Annotated in this window: 10 protein-coding genes; 2 read left to right on the forward strand and 8 right to left on the reverse strand. The window is 48.9% G+C overall.

The window, feature by feature from the left end; all coding sequences use genetic code 11:
* Nucleotides 1-17: 17 nt before the first annotated feature.
* From D0S45_06180 to D0S45_06195, 4 genes are read right to left on the reverse strand one after another with little or no spacing between them, the layout of a single operon-like run.
* Nucleotides 18-1,193: an FtsX-like permease family protein gene (locus D0S45_06180; protein TIH18140.1), complete on the reverse strand. Its 1,176-nt coding sequence runs from the start codon at nucleotides 1,191-1,193 to the stop codon at nucleotides 18-20.
* A complete protein-coding gene (locus D0S45_06185; GenBank protein ID TIH18141.1) occupies nucleotides 1,190-1,858 on the reverse strand; it encodes an ABC transporter ATP-binding protein in 669 nt (222 codons plus the stop codon). Before D0S45_06185 ends, D0S45_06180 begins: the two co-directional genes overlap by 4 nt.
* Nucleotides 1,858-3,627, reverse strand: coding sequence for a PAS domain S-box protein (locus D0S45_06190; GenBank protein ID TIH18142.1), 1,770 nt, complete (start codon nucleotides 3,625-3,627; stop codon nucleotides 1,858-1,860). The genes D0S45_06185 and D0S45_06190 overlap by 1 nt, the downstream gene beginning before the upstream one ends.
* Entirely contained in the window at nucleotides 3,618-5,243 is a 1,626-nt protein-coding gene (locus tag D0S45_06195) for a TolC family protein (protein ID TIH18143.1), read from the reverse strand. Before D0S45_06195 ends, D0S45_06190 begins: the two co-directional genes overlap by 10 nt.
* A gap of 247 nt (nucleotides 5,244-5,490) precedes the next feature.
* On the opposite strand from D0S45_06195, the gene D0S45_06200 reads away from it, so the two are divergent.
* Both D0S45_06200 and D0S45_06205 read left to right on the forward strand, forming a co-directional pair.
* On the forward strand, nucleotides 5,491-7,047 hold the full coding sequence (locus D0S45_06200; GenBank protein TIH18144.1) for an AAA family ATPase: 1,557 nt from the start codon (nucleotides 5,491-5,493) through the stop codon (nucleotides 7,045-7,047).
* A 316-nt stretch (nucleotides 7,048-7,363) separates the two neighbouring features.
* Entirely contained in the window at nucleotides 7,364-9,958 is a 2,595-nt protein-coding gene (locus tag D0S45_06205; protein ID TIH18145.1) for a hypothetical protein, read from the forward strand.
* A 267-nt stretch (nucleotides 9,959-10,225) separates the two neighbouring features.
* Here D0S45_06205 and D0S45_06210 read toward each other — a convergent pair whose 3' ends face one another.
* The 4 genes from D0S45_06210 to D0S45_06225 form a co-directional block, all read right to left on the reverse strand.
* Entirely contained in the window at nucleotides 10,226-10,339 is a 114-nt protein-coding gene (locus D0S45_06210) for a hypothetical protein (protein TIH18146.1), read from the reverse strand.
* A 27-nt stretch (nucleotides 10,340-10,366) separates the two neighbouring features.
* Complete coding sequence (locus D0S45_06215) at nucleotides 10,367-10,894, reverse strand: C_GCAxxG_C_C family protein (GenBank protein TIH18147.1); 528 nt, start codon at nucleotides 10,892-10,894, stop codon at nucleotides 10,367-10,369.
* A 25-nt stretch (nucleotides 10,895-10,919) separates the two neighbouring features.
* Complete coding sequence (locus D0S45_06220; protein TIH18148.1) at nucleotides 10,920-11,813, reverse strand: glycyl-radical enzyme activating protein; 894 nt, start codon at nucleotides 11,811-11,813, stop codon at nucleotides 10,920-10,922.
* A gap of 274 nt (nucleotides 11,814-12,087) precedes the next feature.
* Nucleotides 12,088-14,547, reverse strand: a complete 2,460-nt coding sequence (locus D0S45_06225; GenBank protein TIH18149.1) for a glycyl radical protein — start codon at nucleotides 14,545-14,547, stop codon at nucleotides 12,088-12,090.
* Nucleotides 14,548-14,872: the final 325 nt, after the last annotated feature.

Consider the following 14,872-nt stretch of genomic DNA (forward strand, 5'->3'; position numbering starts at 1 on the left):
AATGGTTTATCGTACTATCAGGAGCGCAGCGCATCAATGGGGCTTAAAGCTGAAGCCTGTCTTGCCGGGTAGTAGCCGAAAAAGATACCCACTGCCGCTGAAACTCCAACGCCCAGCATTACCGCCTCTTCGGAAACAAAGAAAGTCCAGTCGGCGAAGTTGCAGATGATGGCCGTGGCTCCTACTCCCAGTGCGGTTCCGACCAGCCCGCCGATGAAGGAGAGAATGATGGATTCCACAAGGAATTGAAACTGGATATCCTTGCGCCTTGCTCCGATTGCCCGGCGAATGCCTATTTCCTTTTTGCGTTCCGATACCGAAACCAGCATGACATTCATGACTCCCACGCCACCGACAATAAGGGAAATGGAGCCGATGGCCCCCAGTAGGGCGGTGAACATGCGCATTTGCTTTTTCATTTGGGCGACCAGTTCTTCTGCGCTGGTGATCCTGACTTCGGTCTTTGATGTAAGCTTGAAATAATTTTTGAGTTGTTCAGTCGCTAGCTTACTGATTCCGCTTTCCACCATTCTGGCCCCGAAGGTGTTAATTTGGGGACGGTCCTGACTGCGCATGGCGGTTTTGATGGGAATCATAATCCCTTCGTTGATCTCGTAAGGGGTGAAAGTTCCCATGGGTACGGCTTTCGCTGTGCCGATTACAGTATAGATGCGTTCGTTAAATATTATCTCTTTGCCTACGGGATCGCTTTCCCCATTTTCCTTGAGCCACTTAACCTTACTGCTTCCAAGGACGCAGAACGGTGCATGGCCGTCAAGATCGGAAATAAATCTACCCGCATTAATGTGAATCTTATAGAGCCGTGCAAATTCTTCGGTTACGCCCAAAGCAGGACAGGAGGTCCGTTTACCGGAAAATTTCAGGTCATTGTAAAAAGATACATAGGGCGCGACTACACGGATGGTGGAGCAACCCTGCGGTATTTTGAGCACATTTTGAAGGTTGAACCCTTGATCCCTGCCGTTCCCACCGTATTCCTGCTGCACGGAGCAGACATCGGTTCCCATCTCCTTGAACTGGCGGATGACTTCATTTTCAACAATCTGGCCCACGGTGACCATGGCGATTACCGAGCCGATACCGATAACAATCCCGATCAGAGCCAGCAGAGAGCGTTGCTTGGCACCCATGAGGGAGCGAAAGGATTCCCTGATGTTTTCACCTAAGATCATGCGCCCTCCAGTCTGCCGTCCCGCATGCGGATGGAACGTTTGCACCGTTTAGCCAGACCGGGATCATGGGTGATGATGATCACGGTGATTCCTTCTTCTTTGTTCAGACTCAGAAAAAGGTCCATGATGTCTTTGCCTGTGGCTGTATCCAGTGCCCCGGTGGGTTCGTCTGCCAGAATAAGCGAAGGGCCTCCGCATAAGGCGCGGGCAATGGCCACCCTCTGCTGTTGTCCGCCGGAAAGTTCATTGGGGCGGTGGTCTCCGCGTTCACCCATGCCGACTTTGGTGAGCATCTCCAGGGCTAGTTTTTCCCGTTCTTTTTTGGGTACTCCCCGGTAGAGCAGGGGCAGGCATACATTATCAAGAGCGGTTAGTTTGGTCAGTAAATGGAACTGCTGGAAGACAAAGCCGATCTCATGGTTACGGATAGAGGAAAGTTCATCATCGCTCATTTTATCGGCCAGTTTGCCGTTAAAGCGGTAGGTGCCCGACGTGGGCTGGTCCAGAAAACCAAGGATATTCATGAGGGTGGATTTACCGCAGCCGGATGAACCGAGAATAGCCACAAGTTCACCTTCATCCACATTGAGATCCACCCCTTTGAGGACCTCCACTTCAACGGTGCCCAGCAAATAGGATTTATGTACGTCCTCGATGCAGAGCATTAGAAGCCTTCCGGGCTTAGCAGGATGGTTGCGCCCGGCTCAATGCCGGAGATGATTTCCACCTCATTGATGGTGGTATATCCGGTCTCAACGTTCACTTCACGGATAGTCCCGTCTTTGCCCCTGACCTTTAGGAAGGTTTTGTCGCCGTCTCTGTTGATGGCCGGGAAGGGAACCATGAGCGCGTTCTTGTTGGAATATGTTTCCACCTGCATGTTGGCGGTCATGCCGATACGCACGTTCTTGCTCACATCTTTGGGCAGGTGGGGCAGACGGATGGTGGTTTCGAAGGTCGGAACTTTGCCTTCCCCTCCGGCCTGCGAAGAAATCATGGCGATTTCTCCTTTAAGCTTGTGGTTCGGGAATGCGTCTCCGGTGACTGTGACCGGCTGGCCCAGCTGCAAACTGTTGATGTTCAATTCATCTACTTTTGCGGAAATGGATAAGCCCTCAAGACTGGCAATGGAGAGCAGCGGCTGGCCTTCGGTTACGCTCATGCCGCTGGTAATTTCCTTGGCATCGGCACTTTTGGAATTGGGGCGCAGGGCCACGCCTGAAACCGGGGCGGTGACCATGGCCCGGGACATTTTTTCTTTCAGGGTTTTGTAATTTGTCTCAGCATTGGCAAGTTCCATGCGGGCAATTTCCACATATTCATTGTCCCCTTTATTAAGCACATCGCGGTAGTTTTCCTGACAGGAAATGAGCCGCGATTCGTTATTTTTAAGTTCCTGCACCGTAGTGTCGTGCTGGTTTTTGGGGATGATGCCCTTTTCATAGAGCATCTTGTCTTCATCAGCCTTGGCCTTGGAACTGTTCAGGGTTCGCCGGGCCTGTTCCAGTTCCCGTCTGGCTTTGAGAACTTCAGAGGTCTTTTTCCAGTTGGTCAGTTCGTAAAATTTCTTGCGGGATTTGATGTATTCGGTAAATGCCGAACGCATTTTGCTGGCTATTTCCGAGGTGTCCAAAGTTATTATCGTTTGATTGCGGGGGATTCTTTCCCCATAGAAAAAGTCGGTTTTAGTAATAATTCCATTGAATGGAGCTACAAGAGTCAACTCCTCCAGCGGTGCTACAACCCCGGAAAGAGAGATAGAACGGGAGAACGGACGGGGATTTATTTCAATGCTCTGGTATTGTGTTTCTACGCCGGGATCAGGTGCTGATTTGAAGGTCTCTGGTATCTCCACAAAAGTCGGATTGAACCAGAAGAATCCGCCCACTCCGCAGAAAAAAAAGAACACGGCTATGATGAGCATGAAGCGTACTTTCTTACCTTGGGTGAGTGAGGTTTTCAGGGCTTTGTTGGACTCGTCCGCTTCACGCATGGCCTGAGTCAGCTCTTGATTTAATTGTTTTTCTTCCTGACGCAGCTTTTCAATCTCAGTTACATCCCTAAGAACCAGAACTGCCCCTCCTATGTTACCCTCTTTGTCGCGCATGCGGGAAACACTTACCGAGAGGTAGAGCTTTTCTCCGTCTTCCTTATGGTAGGCGGTGGAGCGGTTGCTGATGGTGCCGTCTTTGTAAACGGAATCCAGCAGGGCCTGCATGAATTCATCGTTCTCCTCTACCGGAGGCACAACAGCCATGAGCGGCATGCCTTCAAGTTCATTCCCGGAAATACCCAGCATCTTGGCAACCGCAGGGTTGGCCCCGGTTACGATCCCTTTGTTGTTCAGGATCATGACCCCATCATTCATGACTTGAAATATTGTTTCCCTGAAAGGGGTGATGAGCATTTTATCCATGATTCTTCCTACCACCATGTCCAGACCAGGGGGCGGACTTCGTTGTTGAGGGCTTCTTCCAGCTGTTTGTCATCATGTTTGAACTTAACATGCCATGTTTCCATGGTTGTGCCCAGCAGCTGATCAAGATTGAGCAGGGCCTGAACATATGAAATCTGTTTTGCTGTTTCAGCAAGCTGGGCCTGTACAAGCTGGTTCTGGTAGGAGACCACCTCAAAGTTGGTTGTCCGGCCCACCATCAGTTTGGTGTTTTCATTCTCCAGCTGCTTGGCTTTGAGATCGGTATTAATTTTAGCCAGCCCGATCATCTTCCAGCGCATTTTTACATTACGCACGGCATTGGCGACTTTGGTTTGTAGGTCTGTCTCGCCTCTTTTGAGTTCCAGCTTGGCTTTGCGTTTTTCTACGGCGGCACTGAGCAGCTTTTTCTTTCTTTCCAGTTGGTCTTCGCCCCAGAGGTTGATAGGAGCGGTCAGTTCAACTCCGGCGGAAAGTTCGTCTTCACTGGTGGAAGCAGAGTATGAATTTTTTATCTTTTGGGTTTCACTATATCCGGTTTTGAGGTCCAGTTGCCATTCTCGTTCATTCTCCACCATCATGGCACTGATTTCTGTTTCAGTAACTTTGAATTTTTGGTCCATGTAAGCCTGATTATTTTTCAAAGCTACCTGCATACATTTTTCGTAATCAGGCTGGACATCCCTGATTTGGTCTTTGACCGGAGCTATTTGCAAATCCGGGCTTAATTCAAGGTGGTTGAGCAGGTCGCGGCGTGATTCATCAAGGTTGTTGCGTGCTTCCTCCAGTGAAAGCCTGCTTGAAGCCACGTCAGCTTCCGCCTGCACCACGTCACTCTCAGCCATGCGGCCCATTCTTTGTTTGAATCTGTTGACCTCAAGGAGCCTTTCGGATCGCTCAAGGGCTTGCCGCTGGATTTCAAGGTTTTCGGCGTTCTGCTTGAAAGTGAAGTACAGGTTGAGGCCCGTATTTATCAGGCTGCTGAGGTTGTCGCGCAGGCTGAGGATATTGCGCTTGTCAGTTATGCGGGCCAGCCGGATGGAGGCCATGTTGTAATCCATCCCGGCTCCTTTGAGCAGGGGCTGGGTCAGTTCAATACGCCACTGGGAAGAGGATTCACGGGTATATGTCTTAGCGCGGGAGACTGAGGAATCACCATCGTAGGTCAGGGTTCCATCACTGTTTTCGGAGTAGGTGTTGTCCCAGACAAAAGAAAGCGTTCCGCCTGTGGGGATCTTCTGGGTAATGGAAGCTTTGGCTCCGGCGTTCCATTTTGAAGCCGGGGTCTGGGTGCCGTTGTCGGAAATGCGCATATTGCGTTGAAAGGCTTCAGCATTAAAGCTGCCGTCGATATTTACGACCGGCTCGAATTTGGCTTCCGCTTTTTCAAGGTCGAATTTTTGTGTCACCCGTTGCAGATAATTGGTCGCAACATTGGAGTTGTTGCGGATAGTCAGACGTACCACCTCGTTCATGGACAGGCTCAGGATGCCGTTATTTACCTGCGCCTTTGTTCCGTTCTGCGCATGTGCGGAAACGGAAATGGAGAAGACGCAAAGTAGGGACAGCATTAATGCGGTCTGTATTTTTCGAAGCAGCTTGGCAGTCAGGTTCATGGAAGCAACAGGCTCAGAAATATTGTTACTAGGTTGTCTTATGATAAAAGTACTGGCGTAACTTAATATTAAAGTTGATTTTCGTAAAGGTGGATTGCTTGTTGAGCTGTTAAAAGAGAAAAAGACTTGCCGGGTAAGTTCGGGAGGGGCTTGAAAGATCTTCCCCTTTTAAAACTCATCCAATTCAAGTAGGTTTAAACTACTATATTTAAGAGACCGGTTGAATGCCTGACAGAAGAAGGGGAAAATGGACAAGTCACAGCTGCATGAATTTCAGATTTCCGCGAGTGGGGCTTTGCTGAAGAATCCTGAAATCAGGTTTGCTTTTCAGGATTGCCTGGTCGTTTTGCAAGAGCACATTCCTGCTGATTACATCAGCCTACATCTTTATGATGAGGGTTTGGGAATTATTGAAACCGTTGTTGATGCCACTGTTGACTCATCACCTGAAATAAACAAGATCACGGTGCTTGCCCCGGAAGCGCGTGAGATTGCCTCGGCAAGTATTGAGTATATCGACCCGGAACAGCCGTATGAAATTATTGACCGTCTTGGGGATTCGGTTATGGCTCAGCAACTGGGGGTTGATCTTGGTACCCCTGATTCACCTAGTTTAGTTTTGGATCTATGCAGGGACGGAATCTATCTGGGATCTGTTGCATTGACCTCGGCTCCGGGAATTTACTATTCGCACGAGCATGGAGCTTTGCTGACCCTGCTTCATGATGTCATGGGGTGTGCTGTCTCACAATTCCTCAGCCAGCGCGAATGCAGCCGTTTGCGGGCCAGCCTTGCTGACCGAACTCGTTTGTTACAGTCCGACTTCAACTGTACTTTTGATGTGGGAATAGTTGGTTCGGATGGAGGGCTCAGAGATGTTTTTGGTTCATGTAAGCAAGTTGCTCCGACCAAGGCTCCGGTGTTGCTGCTGGGTGAAACCGGAACAGGAAAGGAAGTTATTGCTGGAGCTATTCACCATATTTCCGGGCAGAGTGATGGACCGTTTGTGAAGGTTAACTGCGGGGGCATTCCGTCTACCTTATTGGAAAGCTCACTTTTCGGTCACCGCAAAGGAGCTTTTACCGGAGCCATAAAAGACGCTTTGGGGTATTTTGAGCGTGCCCGTGGCGGGACCATCTTTTTGGATGAAATTGGCGAACTTTCTCTTGAGGCCCAAACTAGGTTTTTGCATGTTTTGCAGGATGGCAGTTTTGAGCGTGTTGGCGGAAGCAAGCCCAGAGTTGCAGATGTCCGGGTTGTTGCTGCAACCCATCGCAACCTTGCAGAGTTGGTGGAGCAAGGGGTTTTCCGGCAGGATTTATATTTTAGGCTTAATGTTTTTCCCATTACAATTCCGCCGTTGAGGTTACGCAGGAATGATATTCCCCTGCTTGCGGACCATTTTATCAGGAAGATTGCCGGTGAGATGAGTTTAAGTCATTTGCCGGTACTGGCGCCGGGGGCCATTGATTCATTAATGAATTACGATTGGCCCGGTAATGTCCGGGAGCTTGAAAATGCCATTGAGAGAGCGATTATAACCAAGCGTGGAATATTATTAAATTTTGAGTTGGACAATCAGCCTGAGCAGTGTCCTATTGTCGAAGAGGCTGATTTGAATTTTGAGACTGTTGTTGCAGAGCTTTTAACCAGTGCGCTTAAACGCTCAGAGGGCCGTATCGAAGGTAAGGGTGGTGCCGCTGAGTTGTTGGGGCTTAATCCACGCACCCTGCAAAGTAAGCTTAAGAAATTAAATATCCCTTGTGGGCGCAAGGCTCTAGGATTGTATAAGAAATATGACTAGCTCTGAAATACAAGAGTAGAAAGTATGTTATTTCGGAGTTGGGTTTGTTTGGTGATGATATCTATCCTCCTAAGAGCTTGAATTTTAAGTGTAATTGTTCTTTATTTTCGTGGCATAGCTGTTGCTACTATGTGTGCGTTTTGTTGTAACGCATTAATATGAGGAATAGTTCATGGTACGTCTGAATCTATCTGAAGTAAAAGCTCTGTTGTTTTTGGTTGTATTTTTAGGTTTATCTTTCCCATCTAATTTATATTCTCGTGATCTTCCTGCTACATCATGGGTTGAGAATAGCCCTGGCTCATTGAGTGGAGATATGCTTGGGCTGGCAACCCATGATGGGATAGGTACTGTTATGGTTGGAAAAGATGGCAAGTCATTTTACATGGATGTCGCCACATCTAAAAGTAATAATCCGTCATGGACTGAATGCAGGGCTCCTACGCAGAATGATTTTATAACTGTAGATAGCGGATCTACCTGTTTTATGGCCCTTACAGAAAATGAATGGTACACCAGCAGCCTTTCAGGAGGTATCTTGAGCTGGACTAAAATGGGATCACGTACAGTCTCACAGGATGTCTGCGGCCCGTTTGTGGGGATTTGCCATGTTGATGGTGATATTTTTATGGCGGTGACTTCAAAAGGGTATTTATTCAGACTTGAAAATACCTCGGAGTCCAATGTTGGAAATCTCAGGTTGGGAGAGATGTGTGCTAACGGCATGGTTAAAGGAATCAAGAGCCTACGCCAACATCATGTACACGATGAAAAAATGTTTTTTTGTTACGGTTATCCGGGCAGTGATTCAGTCAATGTTTTAAGAGTTAGGTTTGACGGAATAGGTTTGAATTCGATCCCTGACTTGCAGTCCACCATAGCTATAAAGGAAGGAGGGCAGCCGATAGAGATCAACGAGCTGAGTTTTCTTCTTAAGGATGCGGTTTATGTGGTCGGACAAAACGGGAAATTCGGTCTTGTCCGGGACAATCTGTTTTATACGGATGGCGGTTCTCGTGAATTTATATCGTCTTCTACTTTGTCTTCACCTATCCCGAACAATTTCATGAGTGTTTATTTTCATAATCCCGGCTGGACCTATAGTGATTATACTGGATATGCGGTTTGCGAAGGAGGTAGAATATTTCTTGTAACTAGGCAGTTTGATATGATGAATCCCGGTGTGTACATAGAAAGTACAACTGAAGTTGCTGCCAATGTTTATTCTGAGAATTTTAACATTGTGAGGCGTTTTGTTCCTTTAAGTGCTGTAGGTAATTACCATTACTTTGCTGCCGGAAATAACGGACTTTCCATGCTTATTGTTGATCATGACGAGTTTCTTTCTCAAAAGAAGCTTAGTTCCTCTGATTCGCCATTTTTTGGTTCGAATATAAACACCATTTGTGCATATTCCGATAGCAGGTTTTTTGCCGGAGGACAGAACGGTATTCTTTATAGGGGCGACAAGCAGACAGACGGTTCTTTTCTCTGGACTAGATGCAGAATTGATTCTTTAGGAACTGGTGAAATTTATGCCATTCATTGTACAGGTGATTACCTTTATGTAATCTATGCTTCCGGTGCAGGAAAAATAAAAATTATGAAGCTTGATTCAGATGGAAATTATCAATCTGTTTCCAGCGAAGTTACAGCAAATTACAAGAATAGCGCGTCTTACACAGAGGCTTACAGTCAATTATATATGGGGACCGAGGCTGGGACATATCTTTTGAAAGGGAACGCATTAAATTTAGATAAATACGGTCCACGTCCAGCAATGAACTACGCTGCTTTAGAAGCCAAAAGTTCTCAGGATATGTATATGGCAGAGGTCAGCGGAGCTGACTCAAAAGTATATAGTTCAGTTAATGGAGGGCTCGGTTTCACCACGCAGCTACTCAAGACTTACACTGATACAATAGTCGATTGCATGCTGTTGGTCGGAGACGATCTTTATGTTGGCGGTAAGGATAGTGCTACTGATAAGGCGTTTCTTGCTAAGTATGACGGAACAAATTTTACCAAGCTTGCTGCCGGTCCCAACGGAATTCAGTTGCGCAGGATGTGGAGCTACGGAAAATATATATATGCCCTTGGTGATGCTAACGATGGATATGTATATAACTACAATATTGAAACAGAGGTCTGGACTTCAGAGTTAGTGAATTCCGTTGAATTATACGGCTTGGACGGTTCCGGTGATGGCGGGTTTCTTATAGCCGGTGGCGAGGGGGGGCGGGCATTTCGCACTAAAATTGATTCTTGTGACGGTGATGATCCCGGATGCAAAACTTCGACCGAAGTTCTTCCTGCAACCGGGGAAGATGCGGACCTCGTTGCTTCCAACAATCCGGTTAAGAGAACCTCGGCTGAGCTTGAGAAGCAATTCAAAACCGATCCGAGTTTTAAACCGCTGGGCAATGTTGAGGCTTTTATTAGCAAGACTACTCTTGTGGCCGGATCAGTACATTGCTTTAAGTTCAATGTAACTCCGAATACAACCGTACCGGTCAACGATTGCCATCTCTACAAGCTTATTTCATCGAGCAGTTCCAGTACTGACTACACAAGATTGAACGGAATTCCAGCTCAAACTGACTATGCACACGGAACTTATTGGCTGACCGATGCCAATGGCAGGGTAAGAGTATCCGGTGAACAATTGCAGGCGGGAAATATTTACACGGTTTTCTTTGTTATTGAGGATAACGGCAGTGTCTATGATGCTGATCCTGTTTTGGGAACTATCGCCGACCCTACAGTCTTCGGATATTCCGGTTCCGGCGGGGGCGGCTGTGTACTTGATCCGGGGCAGGATGGATGCACAGAATTGACGTGGATGTTATTCGGGGTTGTTCTGGCAGCTTGTTTTGTTCGAGGGCTGTACTATAGCTTGAAGCGAGATTGAGAAACAAAGCCCCCCGCAGGGAGGCGCGGAGGGCTTAATTTAGCGAAAGGGGTTTTCGCTTAAGGGGTATATGATTCTTTCAAGGAGTTATGCGCTGAGCGCAGTGAGGACAACTTCCTTGTTCTCGCTGAAAGTAAGGGAGAAATCTTTACCGTATTTGGTGAGGAAGTCTTCTTCGGCGATGAAGGGAACATCGCTGACTTCTACCTGTACATCATCATCTTCATCCGCTTCGTCAATGCCCAGACCGAGCACGATTTTAGCGTGTCAGCCGCCGCCTACTTTGTATTCTCTCAGGCGAACGCAGCTCTCCTCATCTTCGTCTTCAAGCATGTTCCGAAGCTTTTCAAGCATCTCTTCGGGAACGGTAACATTAAACATATTCTCTCTCTCCATTAATGGTTTCGTTTATATCAAAGCGGACTGATCCACTGTTGATTGTTCTATAAATAGACCGGAGTCCTGTTTGGTGGAATGGACTGCCGCCTCCGGGGCAAGGAGCAGCCCGGTGCAGATGGCTGCTGCGGACTCCACATAATCAAGGCAGACGCCTTTGGATTCTGAATTGGGATCGCGATCCCGGCTTAAAGTGCGGCAGCAGACGCTGTTGTGCTTTTCCAGAAAGCGGTCATGCAGCTCCTTGGAAAGGGAACGAACCTGATCCTCGTCAACGGGGAGTGGCCCTTTGCCGAGGATCAGGGATAACCCCATAACCGCGCCGGACAGGGCACCGCAGACACAGCCTGCGTCGCCGATGCCGCCGCAGAAACCTTTGCTCAGCGCAATGACAGTCTCTTTGCTCAGACCTCCGCAAAATTCGCGATTGATGATCCAGAGCACGGCCTCGGAGCAGCACATGGCATCACTGCCATAGAGTTCCTTTGCCTGACGTCCGCAACTTTCGCAGATCAGTTTTTCAGTCAGTGAGCATTCCATTTTACATTGCGCCCTTAAAAAATGATTAGATGATCTCGGTTTTCAGGCCGTGGTCGGCGAACCTTTTGAAAACCACATCCAGCTGTTCCGGGGTGTATTCCCGGTCCATTTTATATTCCCAGCCCAGTGCAGCGTACTTGTTGCGCCCAAAGGCATGGCAGGGCATTACTTCCACCTTGTCGCGGCCATACTGTTTCAGGAATTTTGCCATGGCGGCGATGTTTTCTTCGGAATCGTTCATACCGGGCATGAGCGGCATGCGTACCCGCACTTCCTTATTAGATGAAAGGGCCGCGCCCAGATTGCGCAGGATAATTGTGTTATCTACCCCGGTCAGTTTTTTATGCTTTTCCGGGGCCATGTGTTTGCAGTCGAACAGAAACAGGTTCGCAAGCTCAATGGTTTTGTCGAAACGTTCTTCGGGACAGTAACCGCAGGTGTCTACAGTTACGTGGTAGCCTTCGTTTACCGCAGCTTCGACCATATCAAGGAAGAATTGTCCGCCTGAAGTCGGCTCGCCGCCGCCGAAAGTAACCCCGCCGCCGGAGTTGTCGTAGAAAAGAGCATCCTTGCGGACCACGTCCATGACTTCTTCAACTGTCATGGTATTGCCGGACATCTCGCGGGCTTTACCTGCGCAATTCTCTGTGCATGCCCCGCAGTTAGTGCATTTTTCGGTATCGCGTCCGAATTTGCCGTCAATCTCGGTGACAGCCCCGTTGGGACAGACTTCGGCGCACTTGCCGCAGCCGGTACACAGTTCGGAGAAGCACATCATCTGCGGCTTGACCTGCTGCGATTCCGGGTTGCTGCACCACAAACAGCTCAGTGGGCAGCCTTTCAGGAAAACTGTAGTACGCAGGCCCGGTCCGTCATGGAGCGACATACGCTGAATATTATAAATCATGCCTTGGGACATATTTGCCTCCGGCGGCCCTTCGGGGACCAAAGAACCCTTTGGAAAGGGTTCTCTGGACTCTCCCAAACTTTTTTAGCGGGGCTTTGCCGCGTTGCATGGGAAATTGTACTGGTGTCCAGTTCGCCCTTACGTGGGAAAACGGTTTTAAATTTCTGGTTTGATTCATCGCCCCCGGCGGCAAACCCCTAATCGGGATTCCAAAGGGACTTGTTCCTTTGGCCGCCGGAGGCGAAATCAAATTATCAAAGCGCGAAGCGCATCAAACTGCCTTTAACTAACAACGACCTGCGTCGTATTCGGTACGTTTGATGATTTCGTTCTGTACACCGCAATCCAGTCTGGTGAAGTAGGCACTGAAACCTGCAACACGGACGATGAGATCAGAGTAATCCTGCGGATTCTGCTGCGCATCTTTGAGAGTGTCGGAGCTTACGCAGTTGAACTGGATGTGTGAGCCACCGAAATCGCAGTAGGTCTTGATCAGGGAGATCAAGGTTTTTGCGCCCTGTGGACCTTCCAGTACGGAGGGGGAGAACTTTACGTTGAAGTGGTTGGCACCGTAACGGACGGTGTCGATTGCTTCTGCACCGGACTTGATCAGCGCGGTGATGCCTTCCTTATCAGTACCGGGCATTGCGGAAACACTACCGTCAGTGAGGGCTACGCCAGCTTTGCGGCCGTTGGGCAGTGCGCCCATGAGTCCGCCGAAGTAGTTGTGGTAGGACAGGGAGTATGCATCCAGTGGGGTGCGCTGTCCGAAGCAGTCCGGTCCCTGAGAATGGTGGATTTCATCCACATCGCGGTAGAAACGTTTAACGATGGACTGTACTTCTTCCACATCGTTGCCGTGCTTGGGAGCGTCGTAGCACATCTGGCGAAGTTCTTCGTAACCTTCGAAGTTGGCCTTGAGTGCTTCAAGCAGCTCTTCCATGGTGACTGCTTTGGTATCGAAAACAAGGTGCTTGATAGCAAGAATGGAGTTGGCAGCATCGATACCTGCGGTCATGATCGGGTTGACCTGCGGGTAACGGGTTCCGCCAGCTTCTTCGCACATACCTTTTTCAATGCAGCCGTCGTACATGGCGGAGCGGAATACGCTCGGTACAACCTGAAGGCGGGCCATCTGGCTGAGGTCGGAGTGGGCACGGGAGATGCGGAACAGGTTGTCCAACTGGCCCTTTACTGCTTCGTAGAGATCTTCGAAAGTTTCAAAAGTAGTGGGATCTCCGGTTTCTGCGCCGACCTTTTTCTTGGTTACCGGGCATTTGCCGTTGTTGAGCATCAGTTCCACAACTTTGGCGAGGCAGGGCTGGTCTTCCTGAGTGATAAAGCTGCCTTTGCCGCAGACGCCGGTAGAAACGCAACCGTAGTTACCGCAGTTACGGGCATCTTCAAGGGTGATGCCGTCGGGGTACTGCGCAAAGCGGGCGAGGGTGCGCTGGATAACAGCGTTGTTGTTCAGGATCTGGGGCTGGCCGGAACCGCCGCGGATGCACTCAACCACTTTCTGCATGTAGGAGCTTTTCAGTTTCGGATGATAAAGCAGAGTCAGAGTGGGCTGGATGCTCTTCATCTGAACCTGAGTTTCGAGCATGAGCTCTTCCAGTTCGGTGGAAGCATCCTCGCCGTTAGCATCCACACCGCCGATGGTCATGGACTGTCCGGTGTGCCCGGAAAGGGTCAGTGCGTAAGAGTTGCCCTGATATTCGCCCAGTTCAAGGTGGCGAATCCACTGGAACTTGAGCATGGTCAGGACCTGCTCGCGGGTCAGGTTACCTTCATCAATGTCTTTTTTGAAGAAGGGGTACATGTACTGACCGTAACGACCGGGGGAAACAGCGCAAGCCATCTGCTCGGTTGCTACGCAGAGGTGGGTGAACCAGAAGGACTGGATAGCTTCACGGAAGTTGCGGGCCGGATGTTCGGGCACGCGGCGGCAGATTTCTGCGATTTCCAGCAGCTCTGCCTTTACTTTGGGATCGGATTCTTCTGCTGCGGTCTGCTCTGCAAGGTCAGCGTAACGGTGGGAGTGCTTGATTACCGCGTCAAAGGTGATCAGCATGGAGCGGTAGAGATCGATTTTGTCTCTGTTTGCAAGGGTGTTTGGGCACTCGGTGAGACGGGTGCGTACATCATCAATGAGGTAGCGAATACCTTTGTTCAGCACCATGCCGTAGTCGGCGATACCGGAGCCGGAGGCGACGGAAACGTTTTCGTAGTACATGCCGGCTTTGGCGTACTTTTTAGCACTTTCGCCGTACTTTTCCTTGTACATTTTGTTGTTTTGGTCAACGCAGGTGCGGCCTTTCCAGAGCTTGTAAGTTTTTTCGAGCAGTTCCTGAGTCTCGGCGGGGATTTTCATTTCGCCGAGGGAAGCCATTTTGGCCATCTGCATTTCTTCTTTGATCCAGGAGACGTTCCATTCAGGGTAGGCGTACACACCGGCACGGACACCTGTAAGGGTACCTACGATGGGGTTGCCGTCGAGAAATATTTTTTTCTGGGTCAGTACGCGCTCCAGAACTTTGGCACGGACGTATACTACAGGCTCGCCCTGATGCTTTTCATATATTTCGTTCAGGAACTTGAGACGCTCAGGGTCCATGACCTGCGGAGCGTTCATGAGAAAATCTTTGAGTTCCTTGGCGCGGTCTTCAGCTGTATCCCAGTTAATGCCGTAACCTTGGGCAGTCTGAGTCTCTTCTTTTGCAGACAGAGTAGTATTCATTTCCATCTCCTGTGATTGTGCTATTGTTTTTGGTATTTTAGGTAGATTGAAAGTGTTAAGCGTTCGCTTGTTAATTTCGTCACTAGCACGGGCTATGCCAGATATGCTTTTTGACGGCAAAATTGGCTTTAAACTATTGTTATAAAAGTGTTTAAATGTGCACAATCTTCGATGTTCGTAGGCAAGTGAATAAAAAGCAAAACGAAAGAAATTTTTCTTTTTCGAAGAAAATTTTAGTTTGCTAAAAAATATTTTTTTATTTATCGACCCAATCAGCAGCCGGATGATCAAATCAGTTTTGGGTGTTCCGGGAAAAGAGAGAGGTTGTGAA

Origin of the sequence: Marinifilum sp. JC120 (assembly GCA_004923195.1) — a bacterium.
Taxonomy (GTDB): domain Bacteria; phylum Desulfobacterota; class Desulfovibrionia; order Desulfovibrionales; family Desulfovibrionaceae; genus Maridesulfovibrio.

Excerpts from the sequence above, each read along its gene's own strand:
- D0S45_06210 (TIH18146.1), bottom strand. The coding sequence starts at position 10,339 with ATGTTTAATGTTACCGTTCCCGAAGAGATGCTTGAAAAGCTTCGGAAC.
- D0S45_06215 (TIH18147.1), bottom strand. The coding sequence starts at position 10,894 with ATGGAATGCTCACTGACTGAAAAACTGATCTGCGAAAGTTGCGGACGT.
- D0S45_06180 (TIH18140.1), bottom strand. The coding sequence starts at position 1,193 with ATGATCTTAGGTGAAAACATCAGGGAATCCTTTCGCTCCCTCATGGGT.
- D0S45_06185 (TIH18141.1), bottom strand. The coding sequence starts at position 1,858 with ATGCTCTGCATCGAGGACGTACATAAATCCTATTTGCTGGGCACCGTT.
- D0S45_06195 (TIH18143.1), bottom strand. The coding sequence starts at position 5,243 with ATGAACCTGACTGCCAAGCTGCTTCGAAAAATACAGACCGCATTAATG.
- D0S45_06220 (TIH18148.1), bottom strand. The coding sequence starts at position 11,813 with ATGTCCCAAGGCATGATTTATAATATTCAGCGTATGTCGCTCCATGAC.
- D0S45_06200 (TIH18144.1), top strand. The coding sequence starts at position 5,491 with ATGGACAAGTCACAGCTGCATGAATTTCAGATTTCCGCGAGTGGGGCT.
- D0S45_06225 (TIH18149.1), bottom strand. The coding sequence starts at position 14,547 with ATGGAAATGAATACTACTCTGTCTGCAAAAGAAGAGACTCAGACTGCC.
- D0S45_06190 (TIH18142.1), bottom strand. The coding sequence starts at position 3,627 with ATGGTGGTAGGAAGAATCATGGATAAAATGCTCATCACCCCTTTCAGG.
- D0S45_06205 (TIH18145.1), top strand. The coding sequence starts at position 7,364 with ATGCTTGGGCTGGCAACCCATGATGGGATAGGTACTGTTATGGTTGGA.